The sequence below is a fragment of the Cetobacterium sp. genome (assembly GCF_048470075.1).
Lineage (GTDB): Bacteria > Fusobacteriota > Fusobacteriia > Fusobacteriales > Fusobacteriaceae > Cetobacterium_A.
The window spans coordinates 1-17845 of the sequence record NZ_DBGBQB010000236.1 but is presented as its reverse complement, the minus strand read 5'-3'; the positions used below and the strand labels follow the sequence as shown (position 1 = coordinate 17845).

Genomic DNA, 17845 nt, shown 5'->3' with positions numbered 1-17845 from the left:
AGCCAGGATCAAACTCTTCATTCAAATATATTTAAAGTCCTAAGACTTACGTTTACACCATTTATTGGTTGTGCCATTTCTGGCATTTGTTATTTTCATAACTTCTGACTATTTTCTCTATTCGGTTGTTAATGTCCTTTTAATTTTCATGTGGCGGTTGTTCCCGCTACAAGAAGTATAATACCACAACATTTATACTCTGTCAACACTTTTTTTATTTTTTATTTAAATTTTTTCTCTATTTAGAGTAAATCTATTTTTCCCATCTCTTATTAAGATATTCTCTTCAACAATTTCACCTATTACTCTGGATAAAGAGGGTCTACTCACTCCAAAGATTTCAGCTAACTCCTTTATAGAGTGTTTAAAAACAACTTTATTTCCCTCTGCATTCTCAAATATATAGTTTAAAACTTTCTCTTTTATTGTTTTATTATTAAAACTTTTCCAAACTTTATTTGATAAAAACTGTGCTTTATCAGATATTTCATCTAAAAAATTTATCAATATTTTTTCATTTAAATTGAAAGCTTTCAGTAAGTTTTTTTTATTGATATGTAGTATCTCTCCATCATTTAAGGCCACTACATCAACTGGTAGATTGTTATTTTTTCCAAATATAAAAGCAGAACCAAGTATATCCCCCCTAGATAGATTTTCTATTTTTTGAACTTCCCCTGTTGCCTTTAGCATCTCAGCACTCAAAACTCCTCTAATAATTAGATATATTCCATCTAATCTCTCATCTCTAAAAAATACAACATCATTTTTTTGAAATTTTTTTATTTGATAATCTACACCATTGAACAGTATTTCAAGTTCATTTATCTCTAACTTTTGAAAAATTTTAAGCCCTATCAATTTTTTTAAATCTAACATATCTTAGTCCTCCTTGATATCACTATCTCAATTTATTCTTAATAATATCATTGTTTATTAAAAAAAATAATATTATAATTGAGATATGAGGTGATTTTAATGAAAAAATTTGGTCTATTGGGAAAAAACATATCCTATACATTTTCTCCAACTTTACATAATAAAATTTTCAAGCTATATGATATAGACGCTCAGTATGAAATCTATGATTTAAAAGATGAAAGTTTAATGAAAGATTTTCTAAAGGACTTAAAACAAAAGAGTATTTTGGGACTTAATGTCACTATTCCATATAAGACAACAATTTTAAAATTTGTGGATACCATATCTCCAGAGGTTCAATCTATTGGAGCTACCAATTGTATAAAATTTGAAAATGGAAGACTAATTGCATATAATACAGATTACTTTGGTCTTATTAAGACATTTGAAAAGATGGATTTAAATCTAAAAAATAAAAAAGCTGTGATTTTAGGGACAGGAGGAGCTGCTAAAGCTGCAATAAAAGCTCTTTTAGATTGTGGAGCTATCGTTTTTATAGTCTCTAGAGATAAAATAAAAGCTCAAAGTGAATTTAAAGATATACCTGTAATCTCATATGATGAACTTTCAAAGACTTCAGGATACCTACTTATAAATGCTACCCCCATTGGAACTAATCCAAATATCAATGTCTCTCCTGTCAATGAGAGCATCATACAAAATTTTGACTTTGTTTTAGATTTAATATATAATCCTCAAGAAACTTTATTTTTAAAATTTGCTAAAAATAGAGGAAAAAATTTTGAAAATGGCTTATATATGTTGATCTCTCAGGGAGTTAAATCTGAAGAGATATGGAATGAAAAAGAGTTTAATTACGAAAAGATATATGATGAATTGATTAACACTATCTATAAATAATATTGGAGGATTTTACCTATGAAAAAAATTATTATCACTTGTCCTAAGTGTAAAGAAAAAATGAGAATAATGGATAAAGTTGCAAAATATAGATGTCCAAACTGTAAAGAGATCTATAACTTTACATGGTATAAAAGAGTGATTCAAAAATTCCTTGGATTTTTCCAAGGAATCATACAGACCATAGTTGATATAAAGAGTAATTTTGTTACAAAATATAGAAATACTAAAGCTACTTACAACTATATGAAACAGATGAAAATGAATATGAAAAACAATCCAAACTGGTCAAATTACCACAGAGAGCAGGCGGAAGAAAAAAGAATGAGAGATGCCCAAAAACCTAGCTTTTGGGATAGATTTAAAAAATAGAGTTTTAAATATAAAATAAAGGAGAGTTTTTAAAAACTCTCCTTTTATAATTTCAAACTATTTTACAACAATATTTACAATCTTACCAGGAACCACTATTATTTTTACAACTGTTTGTCCCTCTATAAATTTCTTTACATTTTCTATCTCTAATGCTTTTTTCTCTAATTCATCTTTTGAAATAGTTCTTTCCACTTCTAAAGTTCCTCTTAGTTTACCATTGACTTGAACAGCGATAGCTATCTCATCAGCCACAGTTAACTCCTCTTTATGAGTTGGCCATGACTCTAGGAATAACATACCACTATTTCCCATCTCTTGCCATAACTCATCACAGAAATGCGGTGTAAATGGCGATAACATAATAACTACATTTACCATAGCCTCTCTGAATATTTTTTTAGACTCAGATGTTTCTTTATCTGTTCCTAAAACTTGAGCTCTAAAGTCTTGCATCTCATTTAATAACTCCATAGTTGCCGCTATTGAAGTGTTAAAGTGATAATCTGCCTCTATTGATTCTGTAACTTTTTTTATTGTTTGATGTAACTTTCTAACTAGTCCTTTATCCTCTTTACTTAACTTTGTATAATCAATTGCTGTTAAATCTGCTAAGTACTCTTTATTCTCAAGAACTAATCTCCAAATTTTATTTAAAAATCTCGCAGCTCCAGCCAGTCCATTTTCATTCCACTCTAACTCTCTCTCTGGTGGTGCAGCAAACATAATAAACAGTCTAGTTGTATCCGCTCCATATTTATTTATCATAATCTCAGGATCCACACCATTGTTTTTAGATTTTGACATCTTCTCAACTTTAACTTGTAGCTCTTCTCCTGTAGTTTTTAAGAAAGCCTGAGATCCTTTTATCTCAACTTCATCAGGATATAAGAATCTATTTTCATTTACTGAATAGTATGATGGTCCCAATACCATTCCTTGAGTCAATAGTCTTTTAAAAGGCTCATTAGATGATAATAATCCCATATCTCTTAAAACTTTTGAGAAGAATCTTGAATATAGTAAGTGCATTACAGCGTGCTCTATTCCACCGATATATTGATCCACTGGAACCCATCCATCAACAATCTCCTTTTCAAATGGTAGATTTGTATTTTTAGGATCACAATATCTTAAGAAATACCAAGATGAATCCACAAATGTATCCATTGTGTCTGTATCTCTTCTTGCAGGTCCTCCACAACAAGGACATATAGCATGTTTGTAACTCTCAGATGTCTCCAATGGATTTCCATTTCCTGTAAACTCTACATCTGTTGGTAATAGAACCGGAAGATTTTCATCCTTTTCCATCACTACACCACACTTTTCACAATATAATGCCGGGATTGGTGTTCCCCAGTATCTCTGTCTAGAAACTCCCCAATCTTTCAATCTATATTTTGTTGTTCTTTCTCCATATCCCTTTGCCTCTACATACTCAGCTATTTTAACTAAAGCCTCTTTAGAAGAGATTCCATTAAACTCCTCAGAGTTAGTCATAATACCAGATCCTACAAAAGCATCTTTCATCTCTGATGCCTCTATTACAATCTCTTGCTTTGTCTCTTTATTGATTGGATTGATTACAACTTTTATTGGTAAATCATATTTTTTAGCAAAAGCAAAGTCTCTTTCATCATGAGCTGGTACAGCCATAACAGCTCCAGTACCATAGTTCATCAATACATAGTCCCCTATCCATAACTCAACTTTTTCACCATTTACAGGGTTTATTACATGCCATCCTGTATTTATACCATTCTTCTCTTTTCCTTCAGCTGTTCTCTCTATCATATCTGTATTTTTCATAGCAGATACAGCTTCCTTTATACTTGGGTTAGTTTTTAAAATTTCATCTACTAAAGGATGCTCTGGTGCGATTACAGCATAAGTAACACCAAATAAAGTATCAACTCTTGTTGTGAATACAGGTAAGTTCTCATCTTTTTCAACTAATTTAAAGTTTACCTCTGTTCCAAAAGATTTTCCTATCCAGTTCTTCTGCATTGTTAAAACTTTTTCTGGCCACCCATCAACTAACTCTTTATGACCCTCTAATAACTCCTCTGCATAGTCTGTTATTTTAAAGAACCATTGCTCTAAATCCTTCTGGATTACAGGAGTCTTTGAGTGTCTCCAACACATTCCATCTTCAACTTGCTCATTTGCTAAAACTGTTTGACAATCAGGGCACCAGTTTACAGTTGATTTTTTCTTATAAACCAATCCCATCTCAAACATCTTTTTGAATATCCATTGATTCCACTTATAGTATTCAGGAGTATAAGTTGCAATCTCTCTATCCCAATCATATGATAATCCCATCATCTTTAATTGTCTGTTCATGTTGTCTATATTTGATTTTGTCCATAGTGCTGGGTGTGCTCCATTTTGAATTGCAGCATTCTCCGCTGGTAATCCAAAAGAATCCCATCCCATAGGATGTAGTACATTATATCCCTTCATTCTTTTGTATCTTGCTATAACATCTCCTATTGTATAGTTTCTAGCATGACCCACATGTAGTTTTCCAGATGGATATGGTAACATCTCTAAAACATAGTAGTTCTCTTTTCCTTCAACTTTATTTTCAGTTTTAAATATATTTTCTTCTTTCCATTTTTGTTGCCATTTTTCTTCAATTTGGCTAAAATTATATTCTCTCATATCTTCACCCCATTAACTTTAATTTTATCTCATAATATAGCATAAAAAAACCTGTACTTCCACAGGTTTATTTATTTAATATAAATTTTTTGCTATCTCAGAAAGTATTATCCCACCAGCTACAGAAACATTTAAAGAGTTGATCTTTCCATGCATTGGGATTTTAACTAAAATATCACAATTTTCCTTCACTTTTTTTCTGATTCCTTCACCTTCACTACCTAGAACTAAAGCTGTTTTATTTGGGTATTTCTCCTCATAGTAGTACTTATTTCCAGATCCCTCAGCACCATATACCCAGAAGTCTAATTTCTTTAATTTTTCAATTGCATCAGATATATTTGTAACTTTCACTATATCCATATGCTCAATAGCACCTGTTGATGTTTTTATAACTGTTTCATTTATTTTAACCGAGTTTCTCTCTGGTATTATAATCCCTTTTACTCCAAAAATTTCAGCACTTCTTATTATTGCTCCAAAGTTTCTTGGATCTTGAACTCCATCTAAAATTAGAACAATTGATTTTTCATCTCTAGCTATTTTTTCTAAAAACTCTCCCAGCTCAATGTAGTAGTCATAATCACTTAAGTATGCTACAACACCTTGTGAGTTCTCCTCTTTTTTTCCAACTTGAAATAATTTAATATTTCTTGCTGAAGCTAAAGCTTTTAATTTTCCTAATTTTTCCTCTCTCATACCTTTAAAAATCTCAATTTTTTCGATATTGTTTGATTTATTTTGTAATAACTCTATTACAGGATTTATCCCTATTACTTTTTCCATTTTCTCACCCTTATTATATTTCTACTTTTATTCTTTCTATATTTGCACCTAATGCTTTTAATTTTACTTCTAAATTCTCATATCCTCTATCCACATGGTAGATTCTATTTACTATAGTCTCCCCATCTGCAAGTAGTCCAGCTAAAATTAAAGAAGCTCCAGCTCTTAAATCACTGGCCATAACCTCTGCTGAAGAGAACATCTCTATTCCATCTATTCTTGCTATATTTGCATCTGTAGATATATTTGCTCCCATTCTATTCAGCTCAGGTACATGCATAAATCTATTTTCAAAAATTGTTTCTTTTATCTCACTAGTACCTTTAACCAAACACATCAGTGTCATCATTGGAGATTGTAAATCTGTAGGGAACCCTGGATGTGGCATTGTAGTTGCCTTTACAGCTTTTAAATCCTTCAGTTTTGTTTTTGTTGTTAAAACATCATCTATAATATCAAACTCCGCTCCCATCTCTTCAAGTTTTGATATAAAACTCTCTATATGATCTCTTATAACACCTTTAACAGTGATAGCTCCATCAAACATAAGTGAAGCTACTATAAATGTTCCAGCAACGATTCTATCAGGTATAATTGAGTATTCACACGGTGTCAACTTTTCCACACCCTCTATCTCCAATCTCCCTGTTCCTACGCCCTCTATTTTGGCTCCCATCTTATTTAAAAAGTTACATAGATCGTCTATCTCCGGTTCTCTTGCTGCATTCTCAATCACAGTTTTTCCTTTAGCCTTTACAGCTGCCATGATAACATTTTCCGTTGCTCCAACACTTGGAAAATCAAATACAACCTTTCCTCCAATAAGCTCTTTTGCTTCTCCCTCTACATAACCGTGATCAATCTTTATCTCAACACCCAGTGCTTCAAACCCCTTTAAATGTAGGTCAACTGGTCTTGATCCTATTGCACATCCACCTGGTAAAGAAACTTTAGCTCTCTTCTCATGAGCTAACATAGGTCCCATCACTAAAAATGACGCTCTCATCTTCTTTACTAAATCATATGATGCAACCAGTGATTTCAATCCATTGTTTACAACCTTATATGAGTGCTCTCCTATCTTTTCAATCTCAAGTCCTAAACTCTCTAAAAGTTGAACAAGAGTTACTATATCTCTTAAATTTGGAACATTATTTAAAATATAAGTTCCTTTTTCTATTAAAGTCGCAACAAATATTGGTAGAGCTGCATTTTTTGCACCTTCCACTTTTAATTCTCCACCTATTTTTTTCCCGCCTATTATTTTAAACGCTTCTACGCTCATGCTATCTCTCCTTTTTATCAAATCTATCTATTGGGCACACTTTACCAAATAATCTATCAAAAAAATTCATCTCTTGAAATTTATCAAGTCGTTCTGGTAATTTTTCCTTTAACTCTTTGTAGTGTTTTGGACATATTTTATGTCCCTCACCATATATAAAAGCCTCGCTTAGACCAGCATCTGTATATATTTTTGTAGCACTTTCCAATACCACATCTTTATTTTCATTATCTAAAGCTTCTTGCGATACAACAACCAGTCCTATATTTCCTCTAAAAGTTATATCGTCTACCAATGTATATCTAAGTCCTATTTTTTCAGCTTCATCTATATAGGGTTTTATTGACTCAAAAGGTATATCTCTTCTGATTTTTAATAAAACGGCTCTTGGATCTTCCATTGCTTCTTTTATCTCTTTATGAATAAAGTTTCTCTCTATTTCTGGTTTTTCCAAAGCTGCTAAAACATTTTCTTTAAATTCCCCTAAGTAAATTAATTTTTCTGTTTGAGTTTTTAAGAAGTGTAACTTTGCTTTTTCTCTTTCGTTTATTATATCATCTACCAACTAAAATCACCTTCTATAAAAAATTTATTTTTATTAATAATTATAGCATATAAAAACAAAAAAGTGATATAATTAAATATAACATTAATCTAATGGAGGTTCTATGAGATTTAAACTTTTTCTATGTTTTATTTTAGCCTTTTCATTGAGTCTTTTTGGAGAAAATAAAACTATTACTATTTCTGGATTTGTCACTGATAAAGAGTTTAGATTAGGAGATGCTACTGTCTGTTTCTTTGATAGTTCTAACCGTGTTAATTGTGTAAAAAGCGGTATCAATGGCGAATTTTCCATTGAATTACCTAAAAATAAATACCGAATTACAGTTAAGAAAGATGGTTACACATCTTTAGTTGGAGATAACTTCTTTGTTGATTATATCTTTGACCCCCCTGAAAGATTAGTTTTAAATATGACAGATAATAAAATTGCAATCTATGGCAAAGTTATAAATAATTTTGGGGAACCCATAAAAGATGCACAGGTTAAAGTAAAAATTGGGGAGGAACTTTTAGATATAAATACCAATTCCAGTGGTATTTTCTTTTTTCAAGGTCATGTTGGACTGATCTCAATTTTTGCTCAAAAGTCAGGTTTTTATGGAAATGGTGTCTCTTTACTAATTCAAAATGAAAAATTTATTAATGATATCTCAATTGCTCTAGAAGCTAAAACATTCTATATATCTGGGGCTTTAGTCAGAGGAAACAACTATTTAAAAGATGTTGATTTAGAACTTATAAATGGGAGTAATAATAAGATTATTGCCTCTATTAAAACCTCTAAAGATGGTCTTTTTGAATTTAGAGATATTTTAAACTATGAAAAAGCATACTTTCGAGTTCCAAGTTTAGGTTTTAAAAGTAAAACCTTTACTATAAACAAAGATTTAAGACAGTTTAATATATTTACAGACTAAAAAAAGAAGCTATGTTTAGCTTCTTTTTCTATTTTACTATTTTTTTAATCTCTTATTTAATTCCTCAGCCTGTTTCTCAAACCCTTTTTTTCCTAATAGAGCAAACATATTAGCTTTATATGCTTCCACTCCAGGTTGATCAAATGGATTTACTCCCAATAAGTATCCACTTACTCCACAAGCTTTTTCAAAGAAATAGAACATATATCCTAGGTGGTATGGTGTAGCCTCAGGTAGATTTACAATTAAGTTGGGAACTCCTCCATCCACATGTGCTAACACTGTTCCCTGTGCAGCTTTTTTATTTACAAAATCCATACCTTTTCCAGCTAAATAGTTTAAACCATCTAAATCCAAATCATCCGCTTCTATTATGATATCACACTCAGGTGTCTCTATATTTACCAGTGTCTCTATTAAAACTCTCTTTCCATCTTGGATAAATTGTCCCATAGAGTGTAAATCTGTAGAGAAGTCTGCCGCTGCTGGTAACAGACCTTTTCCATCTTTTCCTTCAGATTCTCCAAATAGTTGTTTCCACCACTCACCAATATAGTGTAGTCTTGGTTCATAGTTTATTAACATCTCCACATCTTTACCTTTTCTATTTAAAATATTTCTTATTGTTGCATATTTTAAACAGTCATTACTTTCATATGGAGCTTTATAGTCCTCTTGAGCATCTCTAGCTCCTGCCATTAACTCATCTATATTGATTCCTGCCGCTGCAATTGGCAGTAATCCTACAGCTGTTAAAACTGAGAATCTTCCTCCTACGTTATCTGGTACAACAAAAGTTTCATATCCTTCATCTGTTGCTAATTTTTTTAAGGCACCTTTACTAGCATCTGTTGTAGCATAGATTCTTTTTCTTGCACCCTCAACTCCATATTTTTCCTCTAGGTGTTTTTTGAATACTCTAAAAGCAATTGCTGGTTCAGTTGTTGTTCCTGATTTTGAGATTACATTAACTGAGTAGTCTCTATCTCCAATAATTTCTAATAGCTCTTTTATATATTTTCCCGATATATTTTGTCCTGCAAAATATATTTCAGGTCCTTTTCTTTTTGATTTTGGTTGATTGTTATAAAAAGTGTGTGATAGGAACTCTATTGCAGCTCTTGCACCTAAATATGATCCTCCAATTCCAATTACAACTAAAACTTCTGAATCATTTTTTATCTTTTCAGCTGCATCTTTTATTCTGTTAAATTCAACTTTATCATAGTTAGTTGGTAAGTCAATCCATCCTAAAAAGTCATTTCCAGCTCCTGTCCCATTCATTAAAGTCTCTGTAGCTGTCTTACATTGAGCTTCCATTAAAGCCAATTCGTTTTCCTTAAAAAAATTTAGTGCATTTGAATAATCAAATGATAACTTTTTCATAATCTATACCTCCATATTAGTTATATACCTGCATTTTTTTCTAAAACTTCTATTCTTTTTCTCAGCTCATTTACCTGCTTTTGAGTCTCATCATTTTTCTGTCTTATAACTTCAATATCTACTCTCATATTTTCAAGTTTTCCATTGAATAGATCCGCATCAAAACCTATTTTAGTTAGCTCTCTTGAAAATTCATAAACTAAGCTCTCTAAAATAACTAGATCACCTCTATTGGCCTTTTTTTCATTTAAAACATTGAAGGCTCTATTTAATCCCTCGGCAAAACTATACCTGGAAACTGGAAACTCTCCTTTAAATAAAAAGCTATCTTCTGAAATTACTCCCTCATTAACAAGGTTTTCAATCGCTTTATATGCCCAATGATTTTTTGGAACATCTTCAAATATAAGTTCTTTTCCCTGTCCATATGCTAATGCTATCAGTGTAAAGTATATCACAATTATTTTCTTCATACACTACCTCTTTATGGTTAATTTTTTTTCAATTATAGCACAAAGAATAAAAAAAAACAGCCCTTAAGCTGTTTAGATTTTAATTTTGGAGGCGACGACCAGATTTGAACTGGTGAATAGAGATTTTGCAGACCTCTGCCTTACCACTTGGCGACGTCGCCTTCTATAAATTTGAATGGTGCCCAGAGGCGGAATCGAACCACCGACACGGGGATTTTCAGTCCCCTGCTCTACCGACTGAGCTATCTGGGCAATAATGGCGGGAGTGACGAGGGTCGAACTCGCGACCTCATGCGTGACAGGCATGCGCTCTAACCAACTGAGCTACACCCCCATTATATGGTGGAAACAACTGGACTTGAACCAGTGACCCCCTGCTTGTAAGGCAGGTGCTCTCCCAACTGAGCTATGCTTCCTTGAAGACAAGACTAGTATAGCACAATCTAGTCTCTAACGCAACTATTTTTTTATTATTTTTCTTTTTTTTGTAAAAGAACAACACAATAAGACTTTATTCCTTCCTCATTGCCTGTAAATCCCAATTTTTCTTCAGTGGTTGCTTTTATACTTATATTTGAAATATCTGTCTCTAAAACTTTGGATACTCTCTCTCTCATCAGATCTAAATATGGTTTTAATTTAGGTTTTTGAGCAACAATTATACAGTCTAAATTGATAATCTTATACTCTCTCTCTCTAATTAAGCTAAATACCCTTTCCAATAAAATCATACTGTCTATATCTTTAAACTCACTTGAGGTATCAGGAAAATGTTGTCCAATATCTCCCAAAGCTAATGCTCCTAAAAGAGCATCCATTATAGCATGTATCAATACATCTCCATCTGAATGTCCTAAAACACCTTTTAAGTGAGGTATTTCTACCCCACCTAAAATTAATTTTCTTCCTTCAACCAATCTGTGAACATCATATCCATTACCAATTCTTAACATAATTTCACCTATTTCCACTCATTATAAATTCTATTATAAAACTCTAAAATCTCCTCAGTTGTAACTGTTGATGTTCCCATCTTTCCAACAACAACCCCTGCTGCTGTGTTTGCTATTTTAGCTGCATCATGTAGAGATACTCCCGCTGCACTTGCCAAAGTAAACACTGATATAACCGTATCTCCAGCACCAGTTACATCAAAAACCTCCTTGGCATAAGTTGGGATGTTTATTACCTCATCCCCTTGGAATAAACTCATTCCCTCTTCACTTCTTGTCAATAAAAGGTTCTTTAAATCCAGTTTCTCTTTTAACTCTTTTCCAACCTCTATTATATTATCAAAACTTTTTTTCCCTAAACACTCTATGGCCTCTTTTCTATTTGGTGTCATAGATGTTGCTCCAACATAGTTTAGAGCATTTTTAGGTTTTGGATCAACTGTTACAATAATCCCTTTTTCTCTACATAGAGATATAATTTTTTTTACAACTCTTGGTGTTAAAACACCTTTATCATAGTCAGATAGAATAATTGCATCCAATCCATCTATCTCCTTCTCTATATGCTTTAATAGAATATTCTCCATATTTTCACTGATTGGTCTTGCATCCTCCCAATCCAATCTAAGTAGTTGCTGATTTCCACCAATTATCCTTCTTTTTACTATTGTTGGTCTATCCTCGCTTCTCACTATCCCTGTTGTTTCTATGGATTTCTTTTCTAACTCTCTCACCAATCTATCGCCATCAAAATCTTCACCAATTACACCAAAACATATAGCCTTAGCTCCCAATGTTGACAGATTATTAACTACGTTAGCCGCTCCACCTAATACAAATCTTTCCTCTTTTATTGAAACAACTGGTACTGGTGCTTCTGGAGATATTCTTTCAACTGATCCAATCAGATAATCATCTAGCATCATATCCCCTACAACTGCTACTTTTAAATTTTGAAAACTTTTAAGTATCTCTTCTAATTTATTTTTTTCCATCCTAAATCTCCTCTATTACTTCAGCTTTTAATTTTATATATAAATCTGTATGTTCTAATCTACTTGACTGGCTTTTAAATAAAATTCCAATAGCTGGAATCTCACTTAAAAGTGGAACTTTATTATTTATTTTCTGGTCTATCTTTTTTTTTAAACCACCTATTAAAATAACATCTTTATCCCTTAATCTAACTTTTGTTTCCAAATTTCTAGATACTTTTGATCCTCCATCTGCATTAAAAGTTCCCTCATTTATATCACTGGGTTTTAAAGATTTTTTTAATTTAAAATCACTGGCTTCCAAATTGATGTTTAAATAGACACTATTATCCTCTTTTATATATGGTAAAACTTTTAAAATTATACCAGCCTCTTTAAAGATAGGTGTATAGGTGATCATATCATTATTGGTACTTTCCTCTTTATCTTGCCCTACAATTACCTCTTCTGTCATTTTCAAAGTTCCCACTTCTCCATTTAATAGTATTATTGATGGTAACGCATTAACTGTTAAATCCTGTGTGGTTTCCAGTAGATTTAAAGTCAAATCTAAAATATCTCTTCCACTATTAAATTTACTGATAAAGTTTATTGAACTTCCCAAAACCTCTCCTAAACCATCTGTAGTTCCAGAGATAAGAGTTTCTAAATAGATTCCATCACTTCTACTGGAGGAGCGGCCTTGAGTGGCGTACACCCAATTAAATCCCAAATCTTCAAAAAGATTGGCTTTTACATCGATAATCTCCGCTGTCACCTTAACCTGTTTTTTCCTTGTATCTAAACTTTTAATCAATTTTTTAGCAGAGTACATATACTCATCTTTTCCAAAGAGTATAACGGATCCATTTCCTGGACTGATTGAAACCTTTAATTTGTCATCAAAAGTTTCTTTAATTATTCTCTCAATCTCTTCATAGTTTAAATTTTCCAATAAAATATTTTCTATTATATCATCTTTTTTGTTTTTTTGTTCTCTTTCTTGAGGTATATTTTTTGAATACTTAGAATTTTTTCTTTCCACATAGAAATCAAACTGATTCACTCCCTCTTTTATCTCTAAAAAATCACCATGATAGTAGTATTCATCTGATAAAATTGAGATAAAATAAGTTCCTTTAACTATATCATCCATTAAATATTCTCCATACTCCCCTGAAAAAGTTTCCACTGTTCCTCTTTTTTTTAAGACAATTTTTATATTTTTTAACTCTTTATTTGTATCTATATCATAAATTTTTCCAATGAGTATATCTTTATTTTCTGATTTTCTATTTCTAAATATCAAAGTTTTTCCTCTTTTTACTCTGGTTAATCCATATGTTAATTCTAGCACTTCTAAAATCTCATCTATTGTTGTATCCTTTTTAAAATATCCATCAACAACGATATCTTTCACATATGAATCCCCTATTAAAGTGTACTGTGAATACTTTGATAGATGAGCAAAAACATCCACAATAGGCACATCTTTCAAATCCAACTCCTTGGGGTAAATCTCTGTTGTAAAATTATTTAAGTGAACAAATAGGAACAAAATAAAAACTCTATATCTCATTAGATTGCTCTCCTTTTTTTTCCTATATCTCTTGATTTTACTTTTTTAAATATCTCTTCACCATGAGATCTATAATCCAATTTCTCTTTTTTATTATTGTTTATATACACAATATTCACTTTTAAATCTACTATATCTCCATTGATTTCTATTAAAACTCCATCCTCCTTTAAAGCTATATATCTATCCTCTTTCTCCATTTGAAATATGAAATTGTATATATCAAACTCTTTTCCAGCACCATGAAAAAAAAGTATATTTTCGATATTTCCAAACTCATCTATTTTTTTTGCTTCTCTTCCAAGTAGTTCAATATTTATATTATTACTCTTTGAAAGTTTATCCAAAAGTTTATACATTTCAAATTCACTTTTAAAAATAAACTCTTTTTTCTCATTCTTCTCTATACTATTTTTTAAAGTTAATTCTATATATTCATCTCTTTGTTTTCTTAACTCTTTTTGCTTTTCAAAAACAATTTTTTTTAATTTTTCTATCTCTATTTTTAACCTATGCCTCTCAGAACTTTGTTTTCTTAAATCTAAAACTGGTTGAACAACCAGTACAAATAAAATAAAAAAATTTATTACTATCAATATAACTTTAATATCCAATGAAAAATTTTTTAATCTATCTCCAATTCCATTAAAAAATATAAAAGTTCCCCCTCTTTTTTTATAAAGTCAAACTTTGATTCTGAAACCTGCCCATCCATTAGACTATATCTCTTTAGATTAAAAATATTTTCTATCCTGTCCCCATAACCACTTAAATATATTCTTTTCTCTCTAATTTCAATCTTTTCCAAATAGATATCTGACTTTTTACATAGCTCAGATATTGAGAACAGATACTCAGCTATCTCACTTTTTTTAAAACTTATTTCCCCCTCTTCAATTTTATCTAACTCTTTAAGCTCCCTATCTAAAAGGATCACTCTTTTTTTATAGTCTGAACTTTCTATCTTTAAGTTTTGATTCTGTTTTTTCAATAGATATTTTTTAAAGAAAACCGTTCCTCCTAAGAATATTTCACAAAAAAATATGACCACTATTATTTTTATTATTTTTTTATCTAAAACTTTTCTCTCCTTCAATGACCAGCCACACTCTTTTATAATCTCTTTTACTCTCTTTTCATTCTCTTTCTCCATATCCATTTGTATCTTTAGAGTAACTACTTCTGAATTTTCATATATTGAAAGAAGCTCCTTTAGCTCCTGTGGAATATCCTTTTCCTCACTAAACAATCCCTGATTAATTATCTCTCCATCCTCTAATATCCTTATACCCCTTTCATTAATGACTATTGTCTTCATTTTTTTAAGCTGACCTCAACCCCTCTTATCTCTCTTTTATAACTTTTAAAAATATCCATCTCACCCATGGAATACTCATAATATAACAATACCTTTATATTCACAACTCTATTTTCTATCTCTATCTCTTTTATTAACTTTATCTCCAAAACGTTTCTCATAAAAGGTATCATCTCTACCACTTCATCTATATAAGTACCATTGTGTTTAATCTCATATCTCCTATATCCACTTTTAGATATTTTATTAACTTCTTTCCAAATCAAATCTCTATCCTCAAAATACTCAATAATATCGTTATACTCCCCATTTTTTATTGATTTTTCTCCTTTAAAAACTTCATATTCACCTACAGTTGATAAATTCTCTGCAAACCAGTAGCTTTCATTGGAACTTCTCAATGAATTATAGATACTGATCTCATTTTTATAACTTAATAGAACCATAGAAAATAACCACATTAAAATAAAAATTAGAAACAATACAATAGGCAATATAAATCCCCTATTTTTTAAACTCCTTTCTAAGTTTTTCATCTAAGTAATATCCCTCCAGAGAAACTCCATACTCCTCTAAATTAAAATTTCCCCTCACATTCTTTAATATTCTCTCTCTACTTCCATTATCTATACCTATCTCATTAAGTCTTTTTCGTTTCCCTAAAAATGAGTATATAGAGTTATCTCTACACTGATATATCTCAACCTCTGTATAGTTCTCCTCCAGGGGAATGTATTTTTCAACTACCAATGTATTTCCACTTTCTAAAGATGATATCCTATAATCAATATATCCTCTTATGTCCCCCATATTATAGATTTTATAATCTAAAGATTCATACAATGCCCTATCTATTTTATCCAAAATAAGTTTCACTTCCCTATTAAAACGCAGTCTATAAAGACTCTCTTTTCTCATCTCATTAATTTTATTTAAATATAGGTATAGAGTTTGCAAAATTATAAGTGTTACAGTCATTGTCACTATAATTTCCAATAAAGAAAACCCTTTATTTTTGTCTATATACATATAATCTACTCTCTCTTTTTATAAGATTTTTTTCTATTTTTATCTCGATACAATATATCTCTTCAAAGATTTTTCTTTTTTTTACTTCAACTTTATAACTTTTATCCAAAACCATAAAATCATCTATATTCTTAGGATTTTTATAGTAAGCTCTTATCTTTTCAATCTCACTCTCTAACCTATTAAACTCACTAATTTTATTAAAACCTCTTTTTAAACGAATCAAAGAGAAAAACAGAGGATTTAAAATAACTAATATCAAAGATAGTGCTATTAACGTTTCCAGATATGTTCCTCCACCCCTGCTATCTTTCATAGCTTTCCAATATTAAAGTTAAAATACATGCCCCAATTAGAAATGGACCAAACGCAATCTCTCTATCTATTCTCTTTACCAGTAAGTATTTTACTATTAAAAAAAGCAGTGGAAGTATAAAACTTATGTTTATAAACAATAATACTTTATAAAAATTTTCAAATTTTAAAATCGTTCCCAATGAAATCATAAGCTTTATATCTCCCATACCTATACACTCCATGCCTAAAATATCGCTTCCATATCCATAGATCAGTATAAATGGCAAAGTGTATGCCGCCGCTCCCAAGACTCTTTCAAGTAGATTATTTTCAAGAACTCCTAAAATTAATCCTAAAAAAAGTAGAGATACGTTACTTTTATTTAGAATCACTCTCTGTTTTTTATCTCTCACACAAATCTCTATAAATAAAACAAGTATAGATATATATATTAAAGTTTTGACCACTCATCACCTCTTAAATTATAATCAAAAACGCCCTCTTCAGGAGTCAACCTAAACTCATTATTCTCCATCTCTACCTGAACTTTTCCACCATATTTTATCTCTTTACTATCTGCAGTTTCTCTACTTCCTCCAATATCTAGATATAATTTTCCCTCCTCCAACTTAAAGTTGTCTCCTACATATTTTTCTAAAGCATTTAAAGTGACTCCTATATCATCTACTTCAACCTCTGGATAACTCCCATTTTCTAAATAATAAGTTTCATTGGCTAATCTTAAAGATTGAAGTGTATTTATAACTTTAGAGTCCTTTGCCATAGCTAAATAATCCCTTACCTTTGGAGCTATAAAACTACTTAAAATGCCTATCACTCCCAGCACCAAAACAATTTCAATAACACTAAATCCCCTTATTTTTTTCTCTTTCACTCTTGCCCTCCTAAATTCCCAACAGTTCATCCATATTTAAAATTGGCAAATATAAACCAATCACAAAGAAGCTTATTATTATTCCTATGAACAATAATAAAATAGGTTCAGCTAGTCTCAATATTATCTTTATTTTTCTATCTAAAATTTCATTTCTTGCTCTGGAAATCTCTTTTAAAATAGCTTCAACGCTTCCACTTTCCTCTCCTACTCCTATCATATTGATCTCCTCTAAAGAGAGTATTTCAAGTTTTTTAAAACAGCTGGATAGAGTTTCACCTTTTTTTAAATTTCTCAATATATATATCTTATTTTTAAAATTACCTTTATCTAGGTTTTCTAAAATTATATCCACACCCTTATCTATAGGAATTCCAGATTCTAGCAATATAGAGAGATTTTCTAAGATATCTACTATGTACTTTTCATATAAAAATTTTTTAATAAAAGGTATTCGCTGTATCTGTTTTTTTATTTTTGATACTCTTGAGCAAAAAAAAACTACACAGATCAATATTAAAATCGTGTAGGGATATTTTGATAACACATCTTTTATTTTTAA

General features: G+C 30.9%; 21 protein-coding genes and 4 tRNA genes. 3 read left to right on the top strand and 22 right to left on the bottom strand.

Annotation, left to right across the window (positions count from 1 at the left end):
• Positions 1-225: 225 nt before the first annotated feature.
• Positions 226-879 carry a Crp/Fnr family transcriptional regulator gene (locus ACMOUI_RS08330; protein WP_418965261.1) on the bottom strand — a complete coding sequence of 218 codons (654 nt, stop codon included), beginning with the start codon at positions 877-879 and terminating at the stop codon, positions 226-228.
• 99 nt (positions 880-978) lie between these two features.
• Here ACMOUI_RS08330 and aroE point away from each other — a divergent pair, with 99 nt between their 5' ends.
• Entirely contained in the window at positions 979-1782 is an 804-nt protein-coding gene (gene aroE / locus ACMOUI_RS08325; protein ID WP_418965260.1) for a shikimate dehydrogenase, read from the top strand.
• 18 nt (positions 1783-1800) lie between these two features.
• Entirely contained in the window at positions 1801-2154 is a 354-nt protein-coding gene (locus tag ACMOUI_RS08320) for a zf-TFIIB domain-containing protein (RefSeq protein WP_418965259.1), read from the top strand.
• 57 nt (positions 2155-2211) lie between these two features.
• Here ACMOUI_RS08320 and leuS read toward each other — a convergent pair whose 3' ends face one another.
• The 4 genes from leuS to ACMOUI_RS08300 form a co-directional block, all read right to left on the bottom strand.
• Positions 2212-4824, bottom strand: a complete 2613-nt coding sequence (gene leuS / locus ACMOUI_RS08315) for a leucine--tRNA ligase (protein ID WP_418965258.1) — start codon at positions 4822-4824, stop codon at positions 2212-2214.
• 75 nt (positions 4825-4899) lie between these two features.
• On the bottom strand, positions 4900-5610 hold the full coding sequence (rlmB, locus tag ACMOUI_RS08310; RefSeq protein ID WP_418965257.1) for a 23S rRNA (guanosine(2251)-2'-O)-methyltransferase RlmB: 711 nt from the start codon (positions 5608-5610) through the stop codon (positions 4900-4902).
• Between the two features lie 13 nt (positions 5611-5623).
• Complete coding sequence (murA, locus tag ACMOUI_RS08305) at positions 5624-6895, bottom strand: UDP-N-acetylglucosamine 1-carboxyvinyltransferase (RefSeq protein ID WP_418965256.1); 1272 nt, start codon at positions 6893-6895, stop codon at positions 5624-5626.
• 1 nt (position 6896) lies between these two features.
• Positions 6897-7460, bottom strand: a complete 564-nt coding sequence (locus ACMOUI_RS08300; RefSeq protein WP_418965255.1) for a DUF1694 domain-containing protein — start codon at positions 7458-7460, stop codon at positions 6897-6899.
• A gap of 103 nt (positions 7461-7563) precedes the next feature.
• On the opposite strand from ACMOUI_RS08300, the gene ACMOUI_RS08295 reads away from it, so the two are divergent.
• Entirely contained in the window at positions 7564-8379 is an 816-nt protein-coding gene (locus tag ACMOUI_RS08295) for a carboxypeptidase-like regulatory domain-containing protein (protein ID WP_418965254.1), read from the top strand.
• A 36-nt stretch (positions 8380-8415) separates the two neighbouring features.
• Here the strand turns inward: ACMOUI_RS08295 and ACMOUI_RS08290 are convergent, their stop codons facing one another.
• The 17 genes from ACMOUI_RS08290 to ACMOUI_RS08210 all read right to left on the bottom strand — a co-directional run.
• Positions 8416-9765, bottom strand: a complete 1350-nt coding sequence (locus ACMOUI_RS08290) for a glucose-6-phosphate isomerase (protein ID WP_418965253.1) — start codon at positions 9763-9765, stop codon at positions 8416-8418.
• Between the two features lie 20 nt (positions 9766-9785).
• Positions 9786-10238, bottom strand: coding sequence for an S-layer homology domain-containing protein (locus ACMOUI_RS08285; RefSeq protein ID WP_418965252.1), 453 nt, complete (start codon positions 10236-10238; stop codon positions 9786-9788).
• A gap of 86 nt (positions 10239-10324) precedes the next feature.
• Positions 10325-10399 (bottom strand) — tRNA-Cys (locus ACMOUI_RS08280).
• Between the two features lie 15 nt (positions 10400-10414).
• Positions 10415-10490: transfer RNA gene (locus ACMOUI_RS08275), tRNA-Phe, on the bottom strand.
• A 5-nt stretch (positions 10491-10495) separates the two neighbouring features.
• Positions 10496-10572 (bottom strand) — tRNA-Asp (locus tag ACMOUI_RS08270).
• Positions 10573-10578: 6 nt separating this feature from the next.
• A tRNA-Val gene (locus ACMOUI_RS08265) sits at positions 10579-10654 on the bottom strand.
• A gap of 54 nt (positions 10655-10708) precedes the next feature.
• Positions 10709-11191: a 2-C-methyl-D-erythritol 2,4-cyclodiphosphate synthase gene (gene ispF / locus ACMOUI_RS08260; protein ID WP_418965251.1), complete on the bottom strand. Its 483-nt coding sequence runs from the start codon at positions 11189-11191 to the stop codon at positions 10709-10711.
• A gap of 8 nt (positions 11192-11199) precedes the next feature.
• Positions 11200-12186 carry a D-glycero-beta-D-manno-heptose-7-phosphate kinase gene (rfaE1, locus tag ACMOUI_RS08255; protein ID WP_418965250.1) on the bottom strand — a complete coding sequence of 329 codons (987 nt, stop codon included), beginning with the start codon at positions 12184-12186 and terminating at the stop codon, positions 11200-11202.
• Between the two features lies 1 nt (position 12187).
• Positions 12188-13744, bottom strand: a complete 1557-nt coding sequence (locus ACMOUI_RS08250; protein ID WP_418965249.1) for a type II secretion system protein GspD — start codon at positions 13742-13744, stop codon at positions 12188-12190.
• A complete protein-coding gene (locus ACMOUI_RS08245; protein ID WP_418965248.1) occupies positions 13744-14358 on the bottom strand; it encodes a hypothetical protein in 615 nt (204 codons plus the stop codon). Before ACMOUI_RS08245 ends, ACMOUI_RS08250 begins: the two co-directional genes overlap by 1 nt.
• A gap of 11 nt (positions 14359-14369) precedes the next feature.
• Complete coding sequence (locus ACMOUI_RS08240; protein WP_418965247.1) at positions 14370-15062, bottom strand: hypothetical protein; 693 nt, start codon at positions 15060-15062, stop codon at positions 14370-14372.
• Complete coding sequence (locus ACMOUI_RS08235) at positions 15059-15598, bottom strand: hypothetical protein (RefSeq protein WP_418965246.1); 540 nt, start codon at positions 15596-15598, stop codon at positions 15059-15061. The genes ACMOUI_RS08240 and ACMOUI_RS08235 overlap by 4 nt, the downstream gene beginning before the upstream one ends.
• Complete coding sequence (locus ACMOUI_RS08230) at positions 15567-16091, bottom strand: prepilin-type N-terminal cleavage/methylation domain-containing protein (protein WP_418965245.1); 525 nt, start codon at positions 16089-16091, stop codon at positions 15567-15569. Before ACMOUI_RS08230 ends, ACMOUI_RS08235 begins: the two co-directional genes overlap by 32 nt.
• Positions 16072-16407 (bottom strand): hypothetical protein, encoded by a 336-nt coding sequence (locus tag ACMOUI_RS08225; RefSeq protein WP_418965244.1) that lies wholly within the window; start codon positions 16405-16407, stop codon positions 16072-16074. The genes ACMOUI_RS08230 and ACMOUI_RS08225 overlap by 20 nt, the downstream gene beginning before the upstream one ends.
• Positions 16397-16855, bottom strand: a complete 459-nt coding sequence (locus tag ACMOUI_RS08220; RefSeq protein WP_418965243.1) for a prepilin peptidase — start codon at positions 16853-16855, stop codon at positions 16397-16399. Before ACMOUI_RS08220 ends, ACMOUI_RS08225 begins: the two co-directional genes overlap by 11 nt.
• Positions 16840-17283, bottom strand: coding sequence for a pilin (locus ACMOUI_RS08215; protein WP_418965242.1), 444 nt, complete (start codon positions 17281-17283; stop codon positions 16840-16842). Before ACMOUI_RS08215 ends, ACMOUI_RS08220 begins: the two co-directional genes overlap by 16 nt.
• 10 nt (positions 17284-17293) lie before the next feature.
• The coding region (locus ACMOUI_RS08210) for a type II secretion system F family protein (RefSeq protein ID WP_418965241.1) at positions 17294-17845 on the bottom strand (552 nt) is incomplete at its 5' end.

What these genes read in the sequence shown, in the direction of transcription:
- ACMOUI_RS08290 (WP_418965253.1), bottom strand. Translation starts at nt 9,765, where the DNA reads ATGAAAAAGTTATCATTTGATTATTCAAATGCACTAAATTTTTTTAAG.
- aroE (WP_418965260.1), top strand. Translation starts at nt 979, where the DNA reads ATGAAAAAATTTGGTCTATTGGGAAAAAACATATCCTATACATTTTCT.
- leuS (WP_418965258.1), bottom strand. Translation starts at nt 4,824, where the DNA reads ATGAGAGAATATAATTTTAGCCAAATTGAAGAAAAATGGCAACAAAAA.
- rlmB (WP_418965257.1), bottom strand. Translation starts at nt 5,610, where the DNA reads ATGGAAAAAGTAATAGGGATAAATCCTGTAATAGAGTTATTACAAAAT.
- murA (WP_418965256.1), bottom strand. Translation starts at nt 6,895, where the DNA reads ATGAGCGTAGAAGCGTTTAAAATAATAGGCGGGAAAAAAATAGGTGGA.
- rfaE1 (WP_418965250.1), bottom strand. Translation starts at nt 12,186, where the DNA reads ATGGAAAAAAATAAATTAGAAGAGATACTTAAAAGTTTTCAAAATTTA.
- ACMOUI_RS08295 (WP_418965254.1), top strand. Translation starts at nt 7,564, where the DNA reads ATGAGATTTAAACTTTTTCTATGTTTTATTTTAGCCTTTTCATTGAGT.
- ACMOUI_RS08240 (WP_418965247.1), bottom strand. Translation starts at nt 15,062, where the DNA reads ATGAAGACAATAGTCATTAATGAAAGGGGTATAAGGATATTAGAGGAT.
- ACMOUI_RS08320 (WP_418965259.1), top strand. Translation starts at nt 1,801, where the DNA reads ATGAAAAAAATTATTATCACTTGTCCTAAGTGTAAAGAAAAAATGAGA.
- ACMOUI_RS08235 (WP_418965246.1), bottom strand. Translation starts at nt 15,598, where the DNA reads ATGAAAAACTTAGAAAGGAGTTTAAAAAATAGGGGATTTATATTGCCT.
- ACMOUI_RS08250 (WP_418965249.1), bottom strand. Translation starts at nt 13,744, where the DNA reads ATGAGATATAGAGTTTTTATTTTGTTCCTATTTGTTCACTTAAATAAT.
- ACMOUI_RS08230 (WP_418965245.1), bottom strand. Translation starts at nt 16,091, where the DNA reads ATGTATATAGACAAAAATAAAGGGTTTTCTTTATTGGAAATTATAGTG.
- ACMOUI_RS08285 (WP_418965252.1), bottom strand. Translation starts at nt 10,238, where the DNA reads ATGAAGAAAATAATTGTGATATACTTTACACTGATAGCATTAGCATAT.
- ACMOUI_RS08225 (WP_418965244.1), bottom strand. Translation starts at nt 16,407, where the DNA reads ATGAAAGATAGCAGGGGTGGAGGAACATATCTGGAAACGTTAATAGCA.
- ispF (WP_418965251.1), bottom strand. Translation starts at nt 11,191, where the DNA reads ATGTTAAGAATTGGTAATGGATATGATGTTCACAGATTGGTTGAAGGA.
- ACMOUI_RS08330 (WP_418965261.1), bottom strand. Translation starts at nt 879, where the DNA reads ATGTTAGATTTAAAAAAATTGATAGGGCTTAAAATTTTTCAAAAGTTA.